This is a genomic window from Acidiphilium cryptum JF-5 (assembly GCF_000016725.1).
GTDB lineage: Bacteria > Pseudomonadota > Alphaproteobacteria > Acetobacterales > Acetobacteraceae > Acidiphilium > Acidiphilium multivorum.
In genome coordinates this window covers 923186-939091 of record NC_009484.1, presented here as the reverse complement: position 1 = coordinate 939091, position 15906 = coordinate 923186, and the positions used below count along the sequence as shown (strand labels likewise).

The 15906-nt window shown below is 69.1% G+C and carries 16 protein-coding genes; 15 read left to right on the top strand and 1 reads right to left on the bottom strand.

Annotated elements, in window-relative coordinates; all coding sequences use genetic code 11:
* Positions 1-199: 199 nt before the first annotated feature.
* The 15 genes from ACRY_RS06670 to ACRY_RS06600 all read left to right on the top strand — a co-directional run bounded on the left by ACRY_RS06670 (position 200) and on the right by ACRY_RS06600 (position 15507).
* Positions 200-1099, top strand: a complete 900-nt coding sequence (locus tag ACRY_RS06670) for a branched-chain amino acid aminotransferase (protein ID WP_007422859.1) — start codon at positions 200-202, stop codon at positions 1097-1099.
* The gene (locus tag ACRY_RS06665) at positions 1096-1485 is read left to right on the top strand and encodes a YidH family protein (protein WP_007422858.1); all 390 of its coding nucleotides are present in this window, start codon (positions 1096-1098) and stop codon (positions 1483-1485) included. Before ACRY_RS06670 ends, ACRY_RS06665 begins: the two co-directional genes overlap by 4 nt.
* 119 nt (positions 1486-1604) lie before the next feature.
* Positions 1605-2819, top strand: a complete 1215-nt coding sequence (locus tag ACRY_RS06660; protein ID WP_011941819.1) for a multidrug effflux MFS transporter — start codon at positions 1605-1607, stop codon at positions 2817-2819.
* A 21-nt stretch (positions 2820-2840) separates the two neighbouring features.
* On the top strand, positions 2841-3581 hold the full coding sequence (locus ACRY_RS06655) for a gamma-glutamyl-gamma-aminobutyrate hydrolase family protein (protein ID WP_007422856.1): 741 nt from the start codon (positions 2841-2843) through the stop codon (positions 3579-3581).
* Positions 3582-3633: 52 nt separating this feature from the next.
* Positions 3634-4137 carry a hypothetical protein gene (locus ACRY_RS06650; RefSeq protein ID WP_007422855.1) on the top strand — a complete coding sequence of 168 codons (504 nt, stop codon included), beginning with the start codon at positions 3634-3636 and terminating at the stop codon, positions 4135-4137.
* Positions 4138-4147: 10 nt separating this feature from the next.
* Positions 4148-5017, top strand: a complete 870-nt coding sequence (gene accD / locus ACRY_RS06645) for an acetyl-CoA carboxylase, carboxyltransferase subunit beta (RefSeq protein WP_007422854.1) — start codon at positions 4148-4150, stop codon at positions 5015-5017.
* Positions 5014-6327 (top strand): bifunctional folylpolyglutamate synthase/dihydrofolate synthase, encoded by a 1314-nt coding sequence (locus ACRY_RS06640; protein ID WP_011941817.1) that lies wholly within the window; start codon positions 5014-5016, stop codon positions 6325-6327. The genes accD and ACRY_RS06640 overlap by 4 nt, the downstream gene beginning before the upstream one ends.
* Before the next feature lie 83 nt (positions 6328-6410).
* Entirely contained in the window at positions 6411-7484 is a 1074-nt protein-coding gene (locus tag ACRY_RS06635) for an alcohol dehydrogenase (RefSeq protein WP_007422851.1), read from the top strand.
* Complete coding sequence (locus tag ACRY_RS06630; RefSeq protein WP_011941816.1) at positions 7481-8380, top strand: LysR family transcriptional regulator; 900 nt, start codon at positions 7481-7483, stop codon at positions 8378-8380. Before ACRY_RS06635 ends, ACRY_RS06630 begins: the two co-directional genes overlap by 4 nt.
* Positions 8381-8520: 140 nt before the next feature.
* The gene (locus ACRY_RS06625; protein ID WP_011941815.1) at positions 8521-8994 is read left to right on the top strand and encodes a formate dehydrogenase subunit gamma; all 474 of its coding nucleotides are present in this window, start codon (positions 8521-8523) and stop codon (positions 8992-8994) included.
* Positions 8994-10544: a formate dehydrogenase beta subunit gene (locus ACRY_RS06620; RefSeq protein WP_007422849.1), complete on the top strand. Its 1551-nt coding sequence runs from the start codon at positions 8994-8996 to the stop codon at positions 10542-10544. The genes ACRY_RS06625 and ACRY_RS06620 overlap by 1 nt, the downstream gene beginning before the upstream one ends.
* A gap of 12 nt (positions 10545-10556) precedes the next feature.
* Complete coding sequence (gene fdhF / locus ACRY_RS06615) at positions 10557-13397, top strand: formate dehydrogenase subunit alpha (protein ID WP_011941814.1); 2841 nt, start codon at positions 10557-10559, stop codon at positions 13395-13397.
* Positions 13394-14221 carry a formate dehydrogenase accessory sulfurtransferase FdhD gene (gene fdhD, locus ACRY_RS06610; RefSeq protein ID WP_007422847.1) on the top strand — a complete coding sequence of 276 codons (828 nt, stop codon included), beginning with the start codon at positions 13394-13396 and terminating at the stop codon, positions 14219-14221. Before fdhF ends, fdhD begins: the two co-directional genes overlap by 4 nt.
* Positions 14211-14441, top strand: coding sequence for a formate dehydrogenase subunit delta (locus ACRY_RS06605; RefSeq protein WP_007422846.1), 231 nt, complete (start codon positions 14211-14213; stop codon positions 14439-14441). Before fdhD ends, ACRY_RS06605 begins: the two co-directional genes overlap by 11 nt.
* A gap of 241 nt (positions 14442-14682) precedes the next feature.
* Positions 14683-15507, top strand: coding sequence for a formate/nitrite transporter family protein (locus ACRY_RS06600; RefSeq protein ID WP_011941813.1), 825 nt, complete (start codon positions 14683-14685; stop codon positions 15505-15507).
* Positions 15508-15564: 57 nt separating this feature from the next.
* Here the strand turns inward: ACRY_RS06600 and ACRY_RS06595 are convergent, their stop codons facing one another.
* Positions 15565-15900 carry a DUF1491 family protein gene (locus ACRY_RS06595; protein ID WP_007422844.1) on the bottom strand — a complete coding sequence of 112 codons (336 nt, stop codon included), beginning with the start codon at positions 15898-15900 and terminating at the stop codon, positions 15565-15567.
* Positions 15901-15906 lie beyond the last annotated feature (6 nt).

Sequence of the window (15906 nt, the reverse complement as noted above, 5' to 3'; positions counted from 1 at the left end):
TGCCCATACTGAAGCGGGGACGCTGTGATAAGACAGGATTTATGGCTTTCCTGCAAGAACCGTTGCGCGATCGCGCCGCAACCGCCGCCAAAACGTCAATCCTGCTCTCCGGCAATCATCGCTTGGCCATCGGCCGCGGACAAATTATGGTTCCGGGTTCCTCGGCAGAGGGGACCGACATGAAAGAGGACGCGAGGCGATGAGTCTGATTCCGTTTGACGACCGCGACGGCATGATCTGGTGGGACGGCGAGCTGCGCCCCTGGCGGGACGCCAAGCTGCACGTGCTGACGCACGGGCTGCATTACGCCTCCGCCGTCTTCGAGGGCGAGCGGTCGTATGGCGGGAACATCTTCCGCCTGCGCGACCATACCAACCGGCTGATCCAGTCGGGCAAGCTGCTCGGCTTCGACATTCCCTTCAGCGCCGATGCGATCGACGCCGCCTGCAACGAGGTGCTGAAGGCGAACGGGCTGACCGACGCCTATATCCGCCCGATCGCCTGGCGCGGCTCGGAGATGCTCGCGGTTTCCGCCCAGCAGACCAAGATCCACCTCGCCATCGCCGCCTGGCCGTGGCCGAACCTGTTCGGCAACGACCGGATGAAGGGCATCACCCTCGGCATGGCGCCGTGGCGCCGGCCCGATCCGCGCACCGCGCCGACCGCCTCGAAGGCCGCCGGGCTCTACATGATCGGCACGCTCTCGAAGCACGCGGCCGAGGCGGAGGGGTTCAACGACGCGCTGATGCTCACCCTCGACGGGCATGTCGCCGAGGCGACGGGGGCGAACATCTTCTTCGCGATCGACGGCGAACTGCACACGCCGACGCCGGACTGCTTCCTCGACGGCATTACCCGCCGCACGGTGATGGCGCTGGCCCGCGCGCGGCAGATTCCGGTGCATGAGCGGCACATCAAGCCCGAGGAGATGGCGAAGGCGAGCGAGGTGTTCCTCGCCGGCACCGCCGCCGAGGTGACGCCGGTGCGCCAGATCGGCGAGCTGACCTTCACGCCGGGGAAGATCACCGAGACGCTGATCGCGGACTATACCGCGCTCGTCCACATGTCGCCGGAAGAGGTGGCCAAGCGGGCGGCGTGACCGTTCCGCGGTTCAGCGACCACGCGGCGAACGAGCGCACCTTCCTCGCCTGGGTGCGCACCGCGATCGCGGTGATGGCGTTCGGCTTCCTGGTCGAACGCTTCAACCTCTTTCTCCAGGTGGCCGGGCAGTCGCTGGGGCGGAAGTTCACCGTCTCGGGGACGCTCGCGTCCGACGCGGTGGGGATCGCGCTGATCGTCGCCGGCGCGATGATGGTGGCGGCGGCGATGCTGCGATTCGTCGGCAACCGGCGCGCGATCATCGACGAGGACGCCCGCGCGCCGGAGAGCGACCGGCTCGACCTCGCGCTGGCGGGGATGATCGTCGCCCTCGGGGTCGGGCTTGCCGTCTATCTCGCGGCGACGATCCTGCACGGGACGGGCTGATCCCTGCGCGGGGGCGGGCTGCCCCCTGCGCGGGGCGGGCTGATCCAGATCGCCGGCGCCCGGCAGGATTGCGCCGGCGGGGCGTTTGCCGGGATTCGCGGCCGGGTTATGGTGAGGCAATGTCATCCGCACAAAGCGCCGTTGCCGCCGATGCGCCGGATCTGGCGACCAGCCGGCGCCTGCCGCTGCTGCTCGGATTCCTGATCGCGATCGGGCCGGTATCGGTCGACATGTATCTTCCCGCCTTCCCGACCATCGCGCGGCAGTTCCACGACCCGGCCGGGCCGGGGCTGACGCTCGCGGCGTATTTCGCCGGGCTCGCCGCGGGGCAGATGACGCAGGGGCCGTTCTCGGACCGGGCCGGGCGGCGGTTGCCGATCCTGCTCGGGCTCGCGCTCTACACCCTCGCCTCGATCGGTTGCGCGCTGGCGTGGAACACGGCCTCGCTCTCGGCGTTCCGGCTGGTGGCCGCCTTCGGCGGTTCGGCCGCGGTGGTGGTGCCGCGGGCGATGGTGCGCGACATCGCCGACGGGCCGGCGGCGGCGCTGCTGTTCTCGCGGCTGATGCTGGTGATGGGCGTGGCGCCGATCATCGCCCCCATTCTCGGCAGCGCGGTGATCGCGTTCGGCTCGTGGCGGTGGATTTTCGCGCTGGCGACGCTCTACGGGATCGTCGCGATCGGGCTGGTGTGGTTCCGGCTGCCGGACACGCTGCCGCTCGCGCGGCGCAGCACGGTGGGGTTCCGCACCATCATCATCCGCTACGGGCAGATTTCCGCCGAGCGCGGCTTCCTGACCCATGCGCTGACCGGCACCTTCGCGATCGGCGCGCTGTTCGCCTATCTCGCCGGCACGCCGGCCGTGTTCATCGGCGAGTTCCACTGGGACCCGATTTCCTATGCGCTGCTGTTCGGGCTGAACGCGGCGATCTATATCGGGTTCAACCAGTGGAACCCGCATCTCGTGGCGCGGGCGGGGCTGCGGCCGGTGATTTCCGCCGCGGTCGCGGCGCTGGTGTGCGGCACGATCGTGCTGGTGGCGGCGGCGCTGCGCGGCGGCGGGCCGCTGCCGATCATCGCCGGCCTGTTCATCTGCCAGGCGAGCTACGGGCTCAGCCTGCCGAGCTCGCTGGTCGCCGCCCTCTCGCGGCACCAGGCGCATGCGGGCTCGGCCTCGGCCCTGCTCGGCACCTGGCAGTATCTCGGCGGGGCGATCACCGGCGCGCTGGTCGGCGCCTTCGCCGACGGCACCGCCCGGCCGATGGCCTTCGCCATGTTCGCCTGCGCGGTGCTCGCCGCACTCGCCGCCGCCTTCCGACCCCAACGCCTGACCTGACACGCCCCTGACGAGGACAACATGCCCAGCATCATCGGCATTCCCGCCTGCACCAAGTTCATCGGCAACCACCACCAGCACGCCACCCCGGCGCGCTACGGCGAGGCGGTGATCGCGGCGAGCGACGCGCTGCCGCTGCTGATCCCGCCGGAAGGCGAGAAGATGATCGCCGTGCTCGACCGGCTGGACGGCATCCTGTTCAACGGCAGCCCGAGCAACGTGATGCCGGCACGCTACGGCGTCGCCAATGACGAGACGCCGGACGCGCACGACGCCGACCGCGACGCGACGACGCTGCCGCTGATCCGCGCCGCCCTTGCCCGCGGGATGCCGGTGCTCGGCATCTGCCGCGGGTTGCAGGAGCTCAACGTCGCCCTCGGCGGCACGCTGCACCAGCAGGTCCATACCCTGCCGGGGCGGCTCGATCACCGCGCCGGCAACGGCACGAGGGCCGAGCAGATGGCGCTCAAGCACGAGGTGCGGCTGAGCGGCGCGCTGCGGCATATCTGCGGGGCGGAGACGATTATGGTGAATTCGCTGCACGGCCAGGCGATCGACCGGCTGGCGCCGGGGCTCGCGGTGGAGGCGGTGGCGCCGGACGGGACGATCGAGGCGGTGCGGGTCGAGGGGGCGGCGGGCTTCGCCATTGCCGTGCAGTGGCACCCGGAATGGGCGGTGATGGAGGCGCCGGACCGGCAGCGGCTGTTCGCCGCCTTCGGCGAGGCGTGCCGGACCTGGCGCGGCGGGCGCGCGGCGGCCTGACTTTTCGGGACGCAGCTTCTATATGGGGGGCTTACGCGGAAGGACCGAGGCCATGGATATCCAGACGATCGATTCGCAATACGACCAGTTGCAGGCCCAGGCGCAGCAGACCGCCGGCCAGCTGAAGGCGCTGGCGCAGAAGCTGCAGGCGGCGCGCGACGCCGGGAACCAGGACGCGCGGGAATGGCTGCTCGACCTGCGCGAGGTCGCGCTCGCGATCCAGGCGGAGCAGAATCAGGTCGGCGGGCTGCTCCAGGCGCTTCACAATTTCGTGGCCAACCAGCCGGCGGCGGTGCCCGCCGCCTCGGTGCCGCAGACGCAGCCGGCCGCCCAGCCAGCGTCCCAGCCCTGGGGGGCGCCGCAGCAGGCGCCGTATCCGCCGCCGCCGCCCCAATACCCGCAGCAGGGCTATCCGCAGCAGGGCTATCCGCCGGCCTATCCGCAGCAGCAGGGCGGCGGGCTGCTCGGCGGGTTCCTGAATTCGGGCTTCGGCCGGGCGATCGCGATGGGGGCCGGGTTCGGCCTCGGCGACGACCTGATCAACAGCATTTTCTGACCGGCCCGACATGAACTGGCTTTCCGAATTCGTCCGCCCGCGCATCCGCACCCTGCTGGGCCGCAAGGAGGCGCCGGACAATCTCTGGCATCAGTGCAGCGCCTGCCAGCAGATGATCTTTCACCGCGAACTCGAGAACAACCTGAAGGTCTGTCCGCATTGCGGGCACCACATGCGGGCGACGGCGGCCGAGCGGCTGGCCTGGACCTTCGATGGCGGCGCGTTCCAGAGGATCGACCTGCCCAAGGTGCCGGCCGATCCGCTGAAGTTCCATGACCGCAAGAAATATCCCGACCGCCTGGCCGACGCGCGCCGGAAGACCGGCATGGAGGACGCCGTGCTGGTGGCGCATGGCACGGTGGGCGGGCACCGGGCCGTGGTCGCGGCGATGGATTTCCGCTTCATGGGCGGCTCGATGGGCGCGGCGATGGGCGAGGCGCTGGTCACCGCCGCCCGGCTCGCGGTGCTGCAGAAGGCGGCGCTGATCGTCTTCACCGCCTCGGGCGGGGCGCGGATGCAGGAAGGGCCGGTGAGCCTGATGCAGATGCCGCGCACCACCATCGCCGTGCAGATGGTCCGCGAGGCGGGGCTGCCCTATATCGTCGTGCTGACCGACCCGACCACCGGCGGGGTGACCGCCTCGTTCGCGATGCTGGGCGATATCCAGATCGCCGAGCCGAACGCGCTGATCGGCTTCGCCGGGGCGCGGGTGATCGAGGAGACGATCCGCGAGAAGCTGCCCGAAGGCTTCCAGCGCGCCGAATACCTGCTCGAACACGGCATGGTGGACATGGTGCTCGCGCGCGGCGAACTGGCGGCGACACTTGGGCGGCTGCTCGGCCTGCTGAAGGTGGGGCGGCCGGACGCAGAGGCGGCGTGAGCGGGGCGGCGCCGGCCCCGGCACCGGCACCGAGCCGGATCGACGCGCGGATCGAGCGGCTGCACGCGCTCTATCCGCGGCTGATCGACCTGCGGCTGGAACGGCTGGAGCGGCTGCTCGAAGCCCTGGGCCATCCGGAGCGGCGGCTGCCGCCGACCATTCATGTCGCCGGGACCAACGGCAAGGGCAGCGTCTGCGCCTTCCTGCGCGGCATGGTCGAGGCGGCGGGGCTGCGCGCACATGTCTATACCTCGCCGCATCTCGTGCGGTTCAACGAGCGCATCCGGCTGGCCGGCGCGCTGGTCAGCGACGACGAGCTGGACGCAGCGCTCGACGAGGTCGAGCGGGTGAACGACGCCGCGCCGATCACCGTGTTCGAGGCGATCACCGCCGCCGCCTTCGTGCTGTTCGCGGCACGGTCGGCGGAGATCGCGATCATCGAGGTGGGGCTCGGCGGCACCTTCGATGCGACCAACGTGATCCCGCCGCCCGCCGCCGCCGCGATCACCGCGATCTCGCTCGATCACCGCGAGTTCCTCGGCGAGACGGAAACCGTGATCGCCGCCGAGAAGGCCGGGATCATGAAGCCGGGCAGCCGGGCCGTGACCGGGTTCCAGACGCCGGACGTGCTGGCCGTGCTGGAGTCGCGGGCGAAGGCGGCCGGGGTGCCGCTCGCCGCGCGCGGGCGGCAGTGGCGGATCATGAAGCAGGGCGAGGGCGCGGTGTATGAGGACGAGGAGGGGCGGCTGGAGCTGCCCCGCCCCGCCCTGCCCGGCGCGCACCAGTTCGACAATGCCGGCATCGCCATCGCCGCCCTGCGCGCCGGCGGGTTCGGGCTCGACCAGGACGCCTTCGCGCGCGGCATGGCGGCGGCGGAATGGCCGGCACGGTTGCAGCGCCTTGGGCCGCCCTTGGCCTCGTTGCTGCCGGCGGGATCGGAACTCTGGCTCGACGGCGCGCACAATCCGGGCGGGGCGCAGGCGCTGGCCGAGGTTCTGGCCGGCTGGGAGGGGCCGACGCATCTCGTCGTCGGGATGAAGCAGGCCAAGGACGTCGCGGAGTTTTTGCGCATCCTGCTGCCGCAGGCGGCATCGGTGCAGGCGGTGGTCGAGCCGGGGCAGCATCTGGCCCTGCCCGTCGAGGCGATCATCGAGGCGTCGGGCGGGGTCGCGACGGCGGGGCCGGATGTGGAGGCCGCGCTGCGGCGCCTCGCCGCGGACGGGACGCCGAAGCGGGTGCTGGTCTGCGGCTCGCTCTATCTCGCCGGGGTGATCCTGGCACGGCAGGAAGCGGCGCCGGCGCAGGGCTGATCCCCCTCGCCTTCCGGCCTGCCCGGCTTGCCTGAACCGCGCGATCCACCCGATACTCGCGCGGAGCAAAAAGGGAGACCGGAATGTCCGCCACGATGAAAGCCTGGGCCGTTGTCGAGAACGGGGCGCCGCTGAAGGAAATCGACCTGCCGATGCCGGAGCCGACGGGGCGGGAGATTTTGCTGGAGGTGACGCATTGCGGCGTCTGCCATTCCGACCTGCATCTCTGGGACGGGTATTACGACCTCGGCAGCGCCGGGCGCTACGAGATCGTGCAGCGCGGGATCACGCTGCCGCTGGCGCTGGGCCACGAGATCGTCGGCCGGGTGGTGAAGCTCGGGCCGGAGGCGAGCGGGGTGAAGGTGGGGGATGTGCGGATCGTGTATCCCTGGGTCGGCTGCGGCGAATGCGCGCGGTGCAAGGCGGGCGAGGACAATCTCTGCGCCAAGCAGCGCTCGCTCGGCATCTACCAGCATGGCGGCTACGCGACCCATGTGATCGCGGCGCATGCGGGGCACCTCGTCGATCCCGGCGATCTCGATCCGGCGCTGGCGGCGACCTATGCGTGTTCGGGCATCACGGTCTATGCCGCGATCCGCAAGGTGATGCCGCTGCCGGCGGACACGCCGGTGGTGCTGATCGGCGCGGGCGGGCTCGGGCTTTCGGCGATTGCGGTGCTGCGCGCGCTCGGGCACAAGGCGATCGTCAGCGTCGATACCAGTGCGAGGAAGCGCGAGGCGGCGCTGGCGGCGGGGGCCACCGCGGTGGTGGACGGCAACGACCCGGCGCTGCACAAGGCGATCATCGCGGCGTGCGGCGGGCAGCCGGAGGCGATCATCGACCTCGTCAACGGCTCGGGCACGGCGAAGGCGGCGCATGCGGCGCTGGCCAAGGGCGGCAAGCTGATCATGGTCGGGCTGTTCGGCGGCGAGCTGAACATACCCCTGCCCTTCATGCCGATGCGGGCGCTGACGTTGCAGGGCAGCTTCGTCGGCACGCCGGGCGATCTGCGCGAGCTGGTGGATCTCGCCCAGGGCGGGGCGCTGCCGAAGCTGCAGATCGAGACCGTGCCGCAGCGCGAGGCGGACGCGGCGATCCACCGGCTCAAGGCCGGGGATGTGACCGGGCGGCTGGTGCTGGTGGCCGACGGCGCGTGATCGACAAGCTCGAATACCTGCTCGCGCTGGCGCGGGAGGAGCATTTCGGCCGCGGCGCCGAAAGCTGCGGCGTGACCCAGCCCACCTTCTCGGCGGGCATCCGCTCGCTCGAGGAGGCGCTGGGGATGCCGCTGGTCGAGCGCTCGTCGCGGTTCCAGGGGTTCACTCCGGAAGGCGAGCGGGTGCTCGAATGGGCGCGGCGGATCGTCGGCGACATGCATGCCATGCGCGCCGATATCCGCGCCCTCAAGCGCGGGCTCAACGGGCTGCTGCGGATCGCCGCGATTCCGACCGCGCTCGCCACCATCACGGAACTGACCACGCCGTATCGCCGGCAGCACGAGGCGGTGCGGTTCTCGATCCAGTCCTGCACGTCGAACGAGGTGCTGCGACGGCTCGACAATTTCGAGGTCGATGCGGGGGTGACCTATATCGACAACGAGCCGATCGGGAAGAACCGGGTGGTGCCGCTCTATGACGAGCGCTACCGGCTGCTGACCGCGGCGGACGCGCCGCTCGGCCGGCGCGAGCAGGTGAGCTGGGCGGAGGTCGGCCAGATTCCGCTCTGCCTGCTGACGCCGGACATGCAGAACCGGCGGATCCTCGACCGGCTGCTGCGCAATGCCGGGACCGAGCTGCGGCCGACGCTGGAGAGCAACTCGATCGTCGTGCTGGTCAGCCATGTGCAGACCGGGCGCTGGGCCTGCGTGCTGCCGGAGAAGCTGGCGCAGATCTTCGGGCTGACGCCAAGGCTGCGGGCGATTCCGATCGTGGAGCCGGAGGAGGTTCACGCGGTCGGGCTGGTGCTGCCGAACCGCGAGCCCGTGTCGCCGCTGGTGGCGGCGCTGGTGAACGTCGCGGAAGGACTGGCGCGGGGTCAAGCCGCCCTTGCTTGATAGACGCGCTCTATCAAACAATCCGGGTTTTGGCTTGTTTGCGGGAAGATCATGTGGATAATGCACACGAAAGATTAACCTGCCCGATTTAAGCAGGAGGTTCGGTCATCCCGGCCGAGCGAGGAAACAGGACTGTCGGAATGGACCCAAAGCCCGCTGAATGGAATGACGAGGCCGCCCGCGCCGTGATCCGGGATTACCTGGGCGAGGAAGGGCCGCTGCTGCCGATCCTTCACGCGCTGCAGGAGAATTTCGGCTTCATCCCGCGCGAGGCCGAGCCGCTGATCGCCGACATGCTCAACATCACCCGCGCCGAGGTGCATGGCGTGATCAGCTTCTACCACGATTTCCGCCGCGCGCCGGCGGGCCGCCACGTGCTGAAGCTGTGCCGGGCGGAGGCCTGCCAGTCGATGGGGTCGGAGGCGAATGCGCGCCGCCTGCTGGACGCGCTCGGGCTCGAATGGGGCGGCACCACGCCGGACGGGCGGATCACCGTCGAGGCGGTGTATTGCCTTGGCCTGTGCGCCACGGCGCCGAGCGCGCTGTTCGACGACGAGCCGGTGGGACGGGCGGATGCCGCCACCCTTGAAGCCCTGGTCGCGGAGGCCGCGTGATGAAGATTTTCGTGCCGCAGGACATGGCCGCCGTGGCGGTCGGGGCGAACCGGGTGGCCGCGGCGATCGAGGCCGAGGCGCGGGCGCGCAACATTCCGGTGACGATCGTGCGCAACGGCTCGCGCGGGCTGTTCTGGCTGGAGCCGCTGGTCGAGGTCGCCACCGCGTCGGGGCGGATCGGCTACCGGAACATCGGGGACGCCGACGTGGCGGGGCTGTTCGAGGCCCGCTTCTTCGACGGCGCGCCGCATGAAAAATGTGTCGGCCATGTCGAGGAGATTCCCTTCCTCGCGAGGCAGACGCGCTTCACCTTCGGCCGCGCCGGGATCATCGATCCGCTCTCGCTCGAGGATTACCGCCATCATGGCGGTTACAAGGGGCTGGAGGCGGCGCTCTCGATCGGGCCGGCGGCGACCGTCGCCGCGGTGAAGGAGAGCGGGCTGCGCGGGCGCGGCGGCGCGGGGTTCCCGACCGGGATCAAATGGGAGACCGTGGCGCGCGCGCCGGCGGACCGCAAATATGTCGTCTGCAACGCCGACGAGGGCGATTCCGGCACCTTCGCCGACCGGCTGATCATGGAAGCCGATCCGTTCATGCTGATCGAGGGCATGACGATCGCCGGCGTCGCGGTCGGCGCGACGAAGGGCTATGTCTATATCCGTTCGGAATATCCGCTGGCGATCCGAATGATGCGCCGGGCGATCGAGATCGCGGAGCGCGCCGGCTATCTCGGCAAGGGGATCAACGGCAGCGCGCATGATTTCGACCTCGAGGTGCGGGTCGGCGCCGGGGCCTATGTGTGCGGCGAGGAGACCTCGCTGCTGGAGAGCCTGGAGGGCAAGCGCGGGCAGGTGCGGCCGAAGCCGCCGCTGCCGGCGATCGAGGGGCTGTTCGGCCGGCCGACCATCATCAACAACACGATCAGCCTGGCGAGCGTGCCGTTCATCCTGGCCGAGGGGGCGAAGCGCTATGCCGAGATGGGCTATGGCCGCTCGCGCGGGACGATGCCGGTGCAGCTCGCCGGCAACGTGAAGCATGGCGGGCTGTTCGAATGCGCCTTCGGCGTGACGCTGGGCGAGCTGGTGAACGACATCGGCGGCGGCACCGCCTCGGGCCGGCCGGTGAAGGCGGTGCAGGCGGGCGGGCCGCTCGGCGCCTATTTCCCGGTCTCGATGTTCGACACGCCCTATGATTACGAGGCCTTCGCCAAGCGCGACGGGCTGATCGGCCATGGCGGGCTTGTGGTTTTCGACGACACTGCCGACATGGCCCAGATGGCCCGGTTCGCGATGGAGTTCTGCGCCCTCGAATCCTGCGGCAAGTGCACGCCCTGCCGCATCGGCTCGACGCGCGGGGTGGAGACATTCGACCGCATCCGCGCCGGGATCGAGCCGGAGACGAATCTCGCCCTCGTGCGTGACCTCTGCGAGACGATGAAGTTCGGCTCGCTCTGCGCGCTGGGCGGCTTCACGCCGTATCCGGTGCTGTCCGCCATCAACCATTTCCCGGAAGAGTTTCGCGCGCCGAAACTCCCCGCCGCGGCTGAGTGAAGGAGAACCGCCATGGGTCTCGTCCATGAAATCGACTACGGCACCAAGGCCAGCAACGCCGCGGCGCTCGTTACCCTGACGATCGACGGGGTGAAGGTCAGCGTGCCGGAAGGCACGTCGGTCATGCGGGCGGCGATGGAGATCGGCACGCAGATCCCCAAGCTCTGCGCCACCGACATGCTGGACAGTTTCGGCTCGTGCCGGCTCTGCCTCGTGGAAATCGAGGGGCGCGCGGGCACGCCGGCCTCCTGCACCACGCCGGTGGCGGAGGGCATGGTGGTCCATACCCAGAACGAGCGGCTCGGCAAGCTGCGCCGCGGGGTGATGGAGCTCTATATCTCCGACCATCCGCTGGACTGCCTGACCTGCTCGGCCAATGGCAATTGCGAGTTGCAGGACATGGCCGGCGCGGTCGGGCTGCGGGAGGTGCGGTATGGCTATGAGGGCGAGAACCATCTCGACTCGGCCAAGGACGTCTCCAACCCGTATTTCCAGTTCGACCCGGCCAAGTGCATCGTCTGCTCGCGCTGCGTGCGGGCCTGCGAGGAGGTGCAGGGCACCTTCGCGCTGACCATCGCCGGGCGCGGTTTCGACTCCAAGGTTTCGCCGGGGATGGAGGAGAGCTTCTTCGAGTCCGAGTGCGTGTCCTGCGGCGCCTGCGTGCAGGCCTGCCCGACCGCGACGCTGATGGAGACATCCGTCGTCGAGATCGGCCAGCCGGAGCATTCGGTGGTGACGACCTGCGCCTATTGCGGCGTGGGCTGCTCGTTCAAGGCGGAGATGCGCGGCGAGGAACTCGTGCGCATGGTGCCCTACAAGGATGGCAAGGCGAATCATGGCCATTCCTGCGTGAAGGGGCGCTTCGCCTGGGGCTATGCGACGCATCAGGACCGGATCACGAGGCCGATGATCCGGGCGAAGATCTCCGATCCGTGGCGGGAAGTGTCGTGGGACGAGGCGATCAGCCACGTGGCGTCGGAATTCAGGCGCATCCAGGCGACCTATGGCAAGGGCTCGATCGGCGGCATCACCTCGTCGCGCTGCACCAACGAGGAGACCTTCCTGGTGCAGAAGCTGGTCCGCGCCGCCTTCGGCAACAACAATGTCGATACCTGCGCGCGGGTGTGCCACTCGCCGACCGGCTATGGCCTGTCGCAGACCTTCGGCACCTCGGCGGGGACGCAGGATTTCGACAGCGTCGAGCAGGCGGACGTGATCCTGCTGATCGGCGCCAACCCGACCGACGGCCACCCGGTGTTCGGCTCGCGGATGAAGAAGCGGCTGCGCGAGGGGGCGAAGCTGATCGTGATCGATCCGCGGCGGATCGACCTCGTCCGCACCCCGCATGTCGAGGCGGCGTATCACCTGCCGCTGCGGCCGGGCACCAATGTCGCGATGCTGACCGCCCTCGCCCATGTGATCGTCACCGAGCACCTCTATGACGAGGCCTTCGTGCGCGAGCGCTGCGATCTCGACGCGTTCACGCTGTGGGCGGAATTCGCCGCGGCGGAGCGGAACAGCCCCGAGGCGCTGGCGGCGACCACGGGCGTCGATCCGCAACTCGTGCGCGCGGCGGCACGGCTCTACGCCAAGGGCGGGAATGCCGCGATCTATTACGGGCTGGGCGTGACCGAACACAGCCAGGGCACGACGGCGGTGATGGCGCTCGCCAATCTCGCGATGGCGACCGGCAATATCGGGCGCGTCGGCGTCGGCGTGAACCCGCTGCGCGGGCAGAACAACGTGCAGGGCAGCTGCGACATGGGCAGCTTCCCGCACGAGTTCAGCGGCTACCGCCATGTCTCGACCCCGGAGGTCCGGCAGGCCTTCGAGGTGGATTGGGGCGTTTCGCTCGATGCCGAGCCGGGGCTGCGGATTCCGAACATGCTCGACGCCGCGGTGGATGGCACGTTCAAGGGGCTTTACATCCAGGGCGAGGACATCGCGCAGTCCGACCCGGACATCAAGCATGTCACCGCCGGGCTCGCGGCGATGGAATGCGTCGTCGTGCAGGATCTGTTCCTGAACGAGACGGCGCAGTTCGCCCATGTGTTCCTGCCGGGCTCGACCTTCCTGGAGAAGAACGGCACCTTCACCAATGCCGAGCGGCGCATCCAGCTCGTGCGCAAGGTGATGACGCCGAAGAACGGCTACGAGGACTGGGAGGTGACCCAGCTGATCGCCAAGGCGCTGGGCTACGACATGAACTACGCGCATCCGTCGGAGATCATGGACGAGATCGCGCGGCTGACGCCGAGCTTCGCGGGCGTGTCGTTCGACCTGCTGGAGCGGCAGGGCTCAGTGCAGTGGCCGTGCAACGAGAAGGCGCCGGAGGGGACGCCGGTGATGCATGTGGGCGGCTTCGTCCGCGGCCAGGGGCGGTTCTTCGTGACCGAATACGTGGCGACCGACGAGAAGACCGGGCCGCGCTTCCCGCTGCTGCTGACCACCGGGCGCATCCTGTCGCAATACAATGTCGGCGCGCAGACGCGGCGCACGGCGAACACCGCCTGGCACGAGGAGGACCTGCTGGAGATCCATCCGCACGATGCCGAGCAGCGCGGGATCAATGACGGGGCGTGGGTCAAGGTGGCCAGCCGGGCGGGAGAGACCTCACTCCGGGCGAAGGTGACCGACCGGGTCGCGCCGGGGGTGGTCTACACCACCTTCCACCACCCGATGACGCTCGCGAACATCGTCACCACCGACTATTCGGACTGGGCCACGAACTGCCCCGAATACAAGGTGACGGCGGTGCAGGTCTCGCCGTCGAACGGGCCGACCGAGTCGCAGCAGACCTATGCGGATCTCGGTCGCAGGACCCGGCAGATCGAGGCCACGCCGGCCGAATGACCAGGCTGTTCGAACCGGTCGTCCGCGTGGCGACGACCGCGTTCCACCACGGCGAGGTCAGCGCGGGATCGCGGCAGGTTCCGGAAGAAACCGCTATCGCGCTGAGCTACAACCGGGTTGGCTACGCGGTCATGATGGCGACGCCGCGCGATCTGCGGGATTTCGCGACGGGGTTCAGCCTGTCGGAAGGCATCGTCGACCGGGCGGCCGATCTGCTCGACTGTGAACTCGTGACCGTCGATCAGGGGATCGAGTGCCGGATGCGCGTCGGCACCGATGTCGCCGATCGCCTGGCGCGGCGGCGGCGGCACATGGCCGGGGCGCTCGGCTGCGGCCTGTGCGGGCTGGAAAGCCTCGCCGAGGCGACGCGGGCGATTCCGCGGGTCGGCTCGGGGCTGACGATCTCGGCCGAGGCGGTGATGCGCGGGATGCGGGCGATGGCGATGCAGCAGGAGCTGAACCGCCAGACCCGTGCCATTCACGCCGCCGGATTTCTCGACCCGGCGGACGGTTCGGTGCTGGTACGCGAGGATGTCGGCCGGCACAACGCGCTCGACAAGGTGATCGGCGCGCTGGCCGGCGCCGGCCGGTCCGCGGGCAGTGGCGTCGTGCTCATGACCAGCCGGGTCTCGATCGAACTGATCCAGAAATGCGCGGTCGCCGGCGCGCCGGTGATCGTCGCCGTGTCGGTGCCGAGCGCGCACGCGATCCGCGCCGCCGACGAGGCCGGGATCACGCTCGTCGCCGTCGCGCGCGAGGACGGATTTGAAGTCTTTACCCACCAGACACGCATCTGTTTCGGAGCCTCCAGACATGTCGCCTGAAGACCAGGACCGCAAGCTCGTCTACATGGCGAACCAGATCGCCACCTTCTTCAACACCACGGCGGACGGCGAGGCCGTGGCCGGGATCGAGAACCATATCCGCAAGTTCTGGGACCCGCGCATGCGGGCGAAGATCATCGCCTTCCGCGCCCGCGGTGGCGAAGGGCTGACGGAAAACGCCGCCGCCGCGGTGGACCGGCTCGCCAGCGAAGCCGCCTGAACCTGTCTCAATCCTTGCATCGGTGCCTCGCGCGGCGGGCTTAGTAAATCATTTTTTTGATACGACAAGCACTCCGCCGAATTCGGCGGCGGAGCCGCTAGTGTTGATCCCACGAAATACAAGACGAAGCCGGAAGCGTTATTGAAAGGCAGACAGATTTTGACTTTTGATCACTAAATCGTGTTGACCTGAGATTACAGCTCGGTTATCTCGCTCCGGTCCAAGCACATGGAGCGAAAAAATGGATTGGTTGAAACCGTCTGCCCTGGCGGCGGCGATGATGGAGGCGGGCGCCGCCAAGGGGAACCTGCCGGCCAGGACCATTCTCGTCACCGGCATTCTCTCCGGCCTGTTTCTCGGCTTCACGACGACGCTGTTCGTCTCCGCCCTGGTCGCCACCGGCAATCTGGTGGTCAGCGCGATGTTCTTCCCGGTCGGCTTCATCCTGCTGGTTCTGCTCGGCCTCGAACTGTTCACCGGCAATGCGGCGCTGCTGCCCTATGCCGGCATGGCCGGGCGCCTGAGCTTCGGCAGCATCGTGAGCGGGCTGGTGCTCGTCTATGTCGGCAACCTGATCGGCAGCCTGCTCTATGCCGCACTTTTCGCCGCGATCGATACCAAGTTCTTCACCGCGGCGGCCGATCCGATCGGCGCGAAGATTGCCGCGATCGCCGCCCTCAAGACGATCCCGTACATGAAGGCCGGCGCCGCCGGCTGGATGACCGCCTTCTCCAAGGGCGTCGTCTGCAACTGGATGGTCAGCCTCGGCGCGGTGATGGCGCTGGTCTCGCGCTCGGTCATCGGCAAGATCTTCGCGATGTACATGCCGATCATGGCCTTCGTCGCGCAGGGGTTCGAGCACTGCGTGGTGAACATGTTCGTCATTCCCTGCGGCATCATGCTCGGCGCGAAGGTGTCGATCTCGCAGTGGTGGATCTGGAACGAAATCCCGGTGACGCTCGGCAACATCGTCGGCGCCGTGGTGATCACCGCGTTCGGTCTCTATGTCGCGCATGGCGCGACGGCGGCGCCGGAACCGGTGCTGTCGCCGGCGCCGGCGGAGTAAGACGTTCCGCCTGACCGATGGGAAGGGCCGTGCCGGTGGGCGCGGCCCTTTTTCGGTTCAGAGGATCGTGCCCTCGAAAGGCGGCAGGTAATCGGGCGCCTCGAACTCGACGACCCAGAGATCGGGGTCGAAGCGGAGTTGCTTCTCGACATAGGCATCGGCCCGCGCATCGTCGACCGGGTCGGGGCCGGTGGCGCGCAGCCAGGCGGGGCGGCCGAGGGCATCGCGCGTCTGGCTCAATATCACCACCCCCATCCGGCCGCGCAGCAGCACCAGCACGCCGCCGGCATCCTCGTCGCCCCGGTGCAGCAGCATGCCGGGCCGGCCATCGGCGGCGCCGAGCCGCAGCGCCATCTGCACCCAGATGCCGGCCTTGACGCGGGGTTCGCTCACCGGGCT

What these genes read in the sequence shown, in the direction of transcription:
- ACRY_RS06670 (WP_007422859.1), top strand. Translation starts at nt 200, where the DNA reads ATGAGTCTGATTCCGTTTGACGACCGCGACGGCATGATCTGGTGGGAC.
- ACRY_RS06660 (WP_011941819.1), top strand. Translation starts at nt 1,605, where the DNA reads ATGTCATCCGCACAAAGCGCCGTTGCCGCCGATGCGCCGGATCTGGCG.
- ACRY_RS06655 (WP_007422856.1), top strand. Translation starts at nt 2,841, where the DNA reads ATGCCCAGCATCATCGGCATTCCCGCCTGCACCAAGTTCATCGGCAAC.
- ACRY_RS06650 (WP_007422855.1), top strand. Translation starts at nt 3,634, where the DNA reads ATGGATATCCAGACGATCGATTCGCAATACGACCAGTTGCAGGCCCAG.
- accD (WP_007422854.1), top strand. Translation starts at nt 4,148, where the DNA reads ATGAACTGGCTTTCCGAATTCGTCCGCCCGCGCATCCGCACCCTGCTG.
- ACRY_RS06635 (WP_007422851.1), top strand. Translation starts at nt 6,411, where the DNA reads ATGTCCGCCACGATGAAAGCCTGGGCCGTTGTCGAGAACGGGGCGCCG.
- ACRY_RS06625 (WP_011941815.1), top strand. Translation starts at nt 8,521, where the DNA reads ATGGACCCAAAGCCCGCTGAATGGAATGACGAGGCCGCCCGCGCCGTG.
- ACRY_RS06620 (WP_007422849.1), top strand. Translation starts at nt 8,994, where the DNA reads ATGAAGATTTTCGTGCCGCAGGACATGGCCGCCGTGGCGGTCGGGGCG.
- fdhF (WP_011941814.1), top strand. Translation starts at nt 10,557, where the DNA reads ATGGGTCTCGTCCATGAAATCGACTACGGCACCAAGGCCAGCAACGCC.
- fdhD (WP_007422847.1), top strand. Translation starts at nt 13,394, where the DNA reads ATGACCAGGCTGTTCGAACCGGTCGTCCGCGTGGCGACGACCGCGTTC.
- ACRY_RS06605 (WP_007422846.1), top strand. Translation starts at nt 14,211, where the DNA reads ATGTCGCCTGAAGACCAGGACCGCAAGCTCGTCTACATGGCGAACCAG.
- ACRY_RS06600 (WP_011941813.1), top strand. Translation starts at nt 14,683, where the DNA reads ATGGATTGGTTGAAACCGTCTGCCCTGGCGGCGGCGATGATGGAGGCG.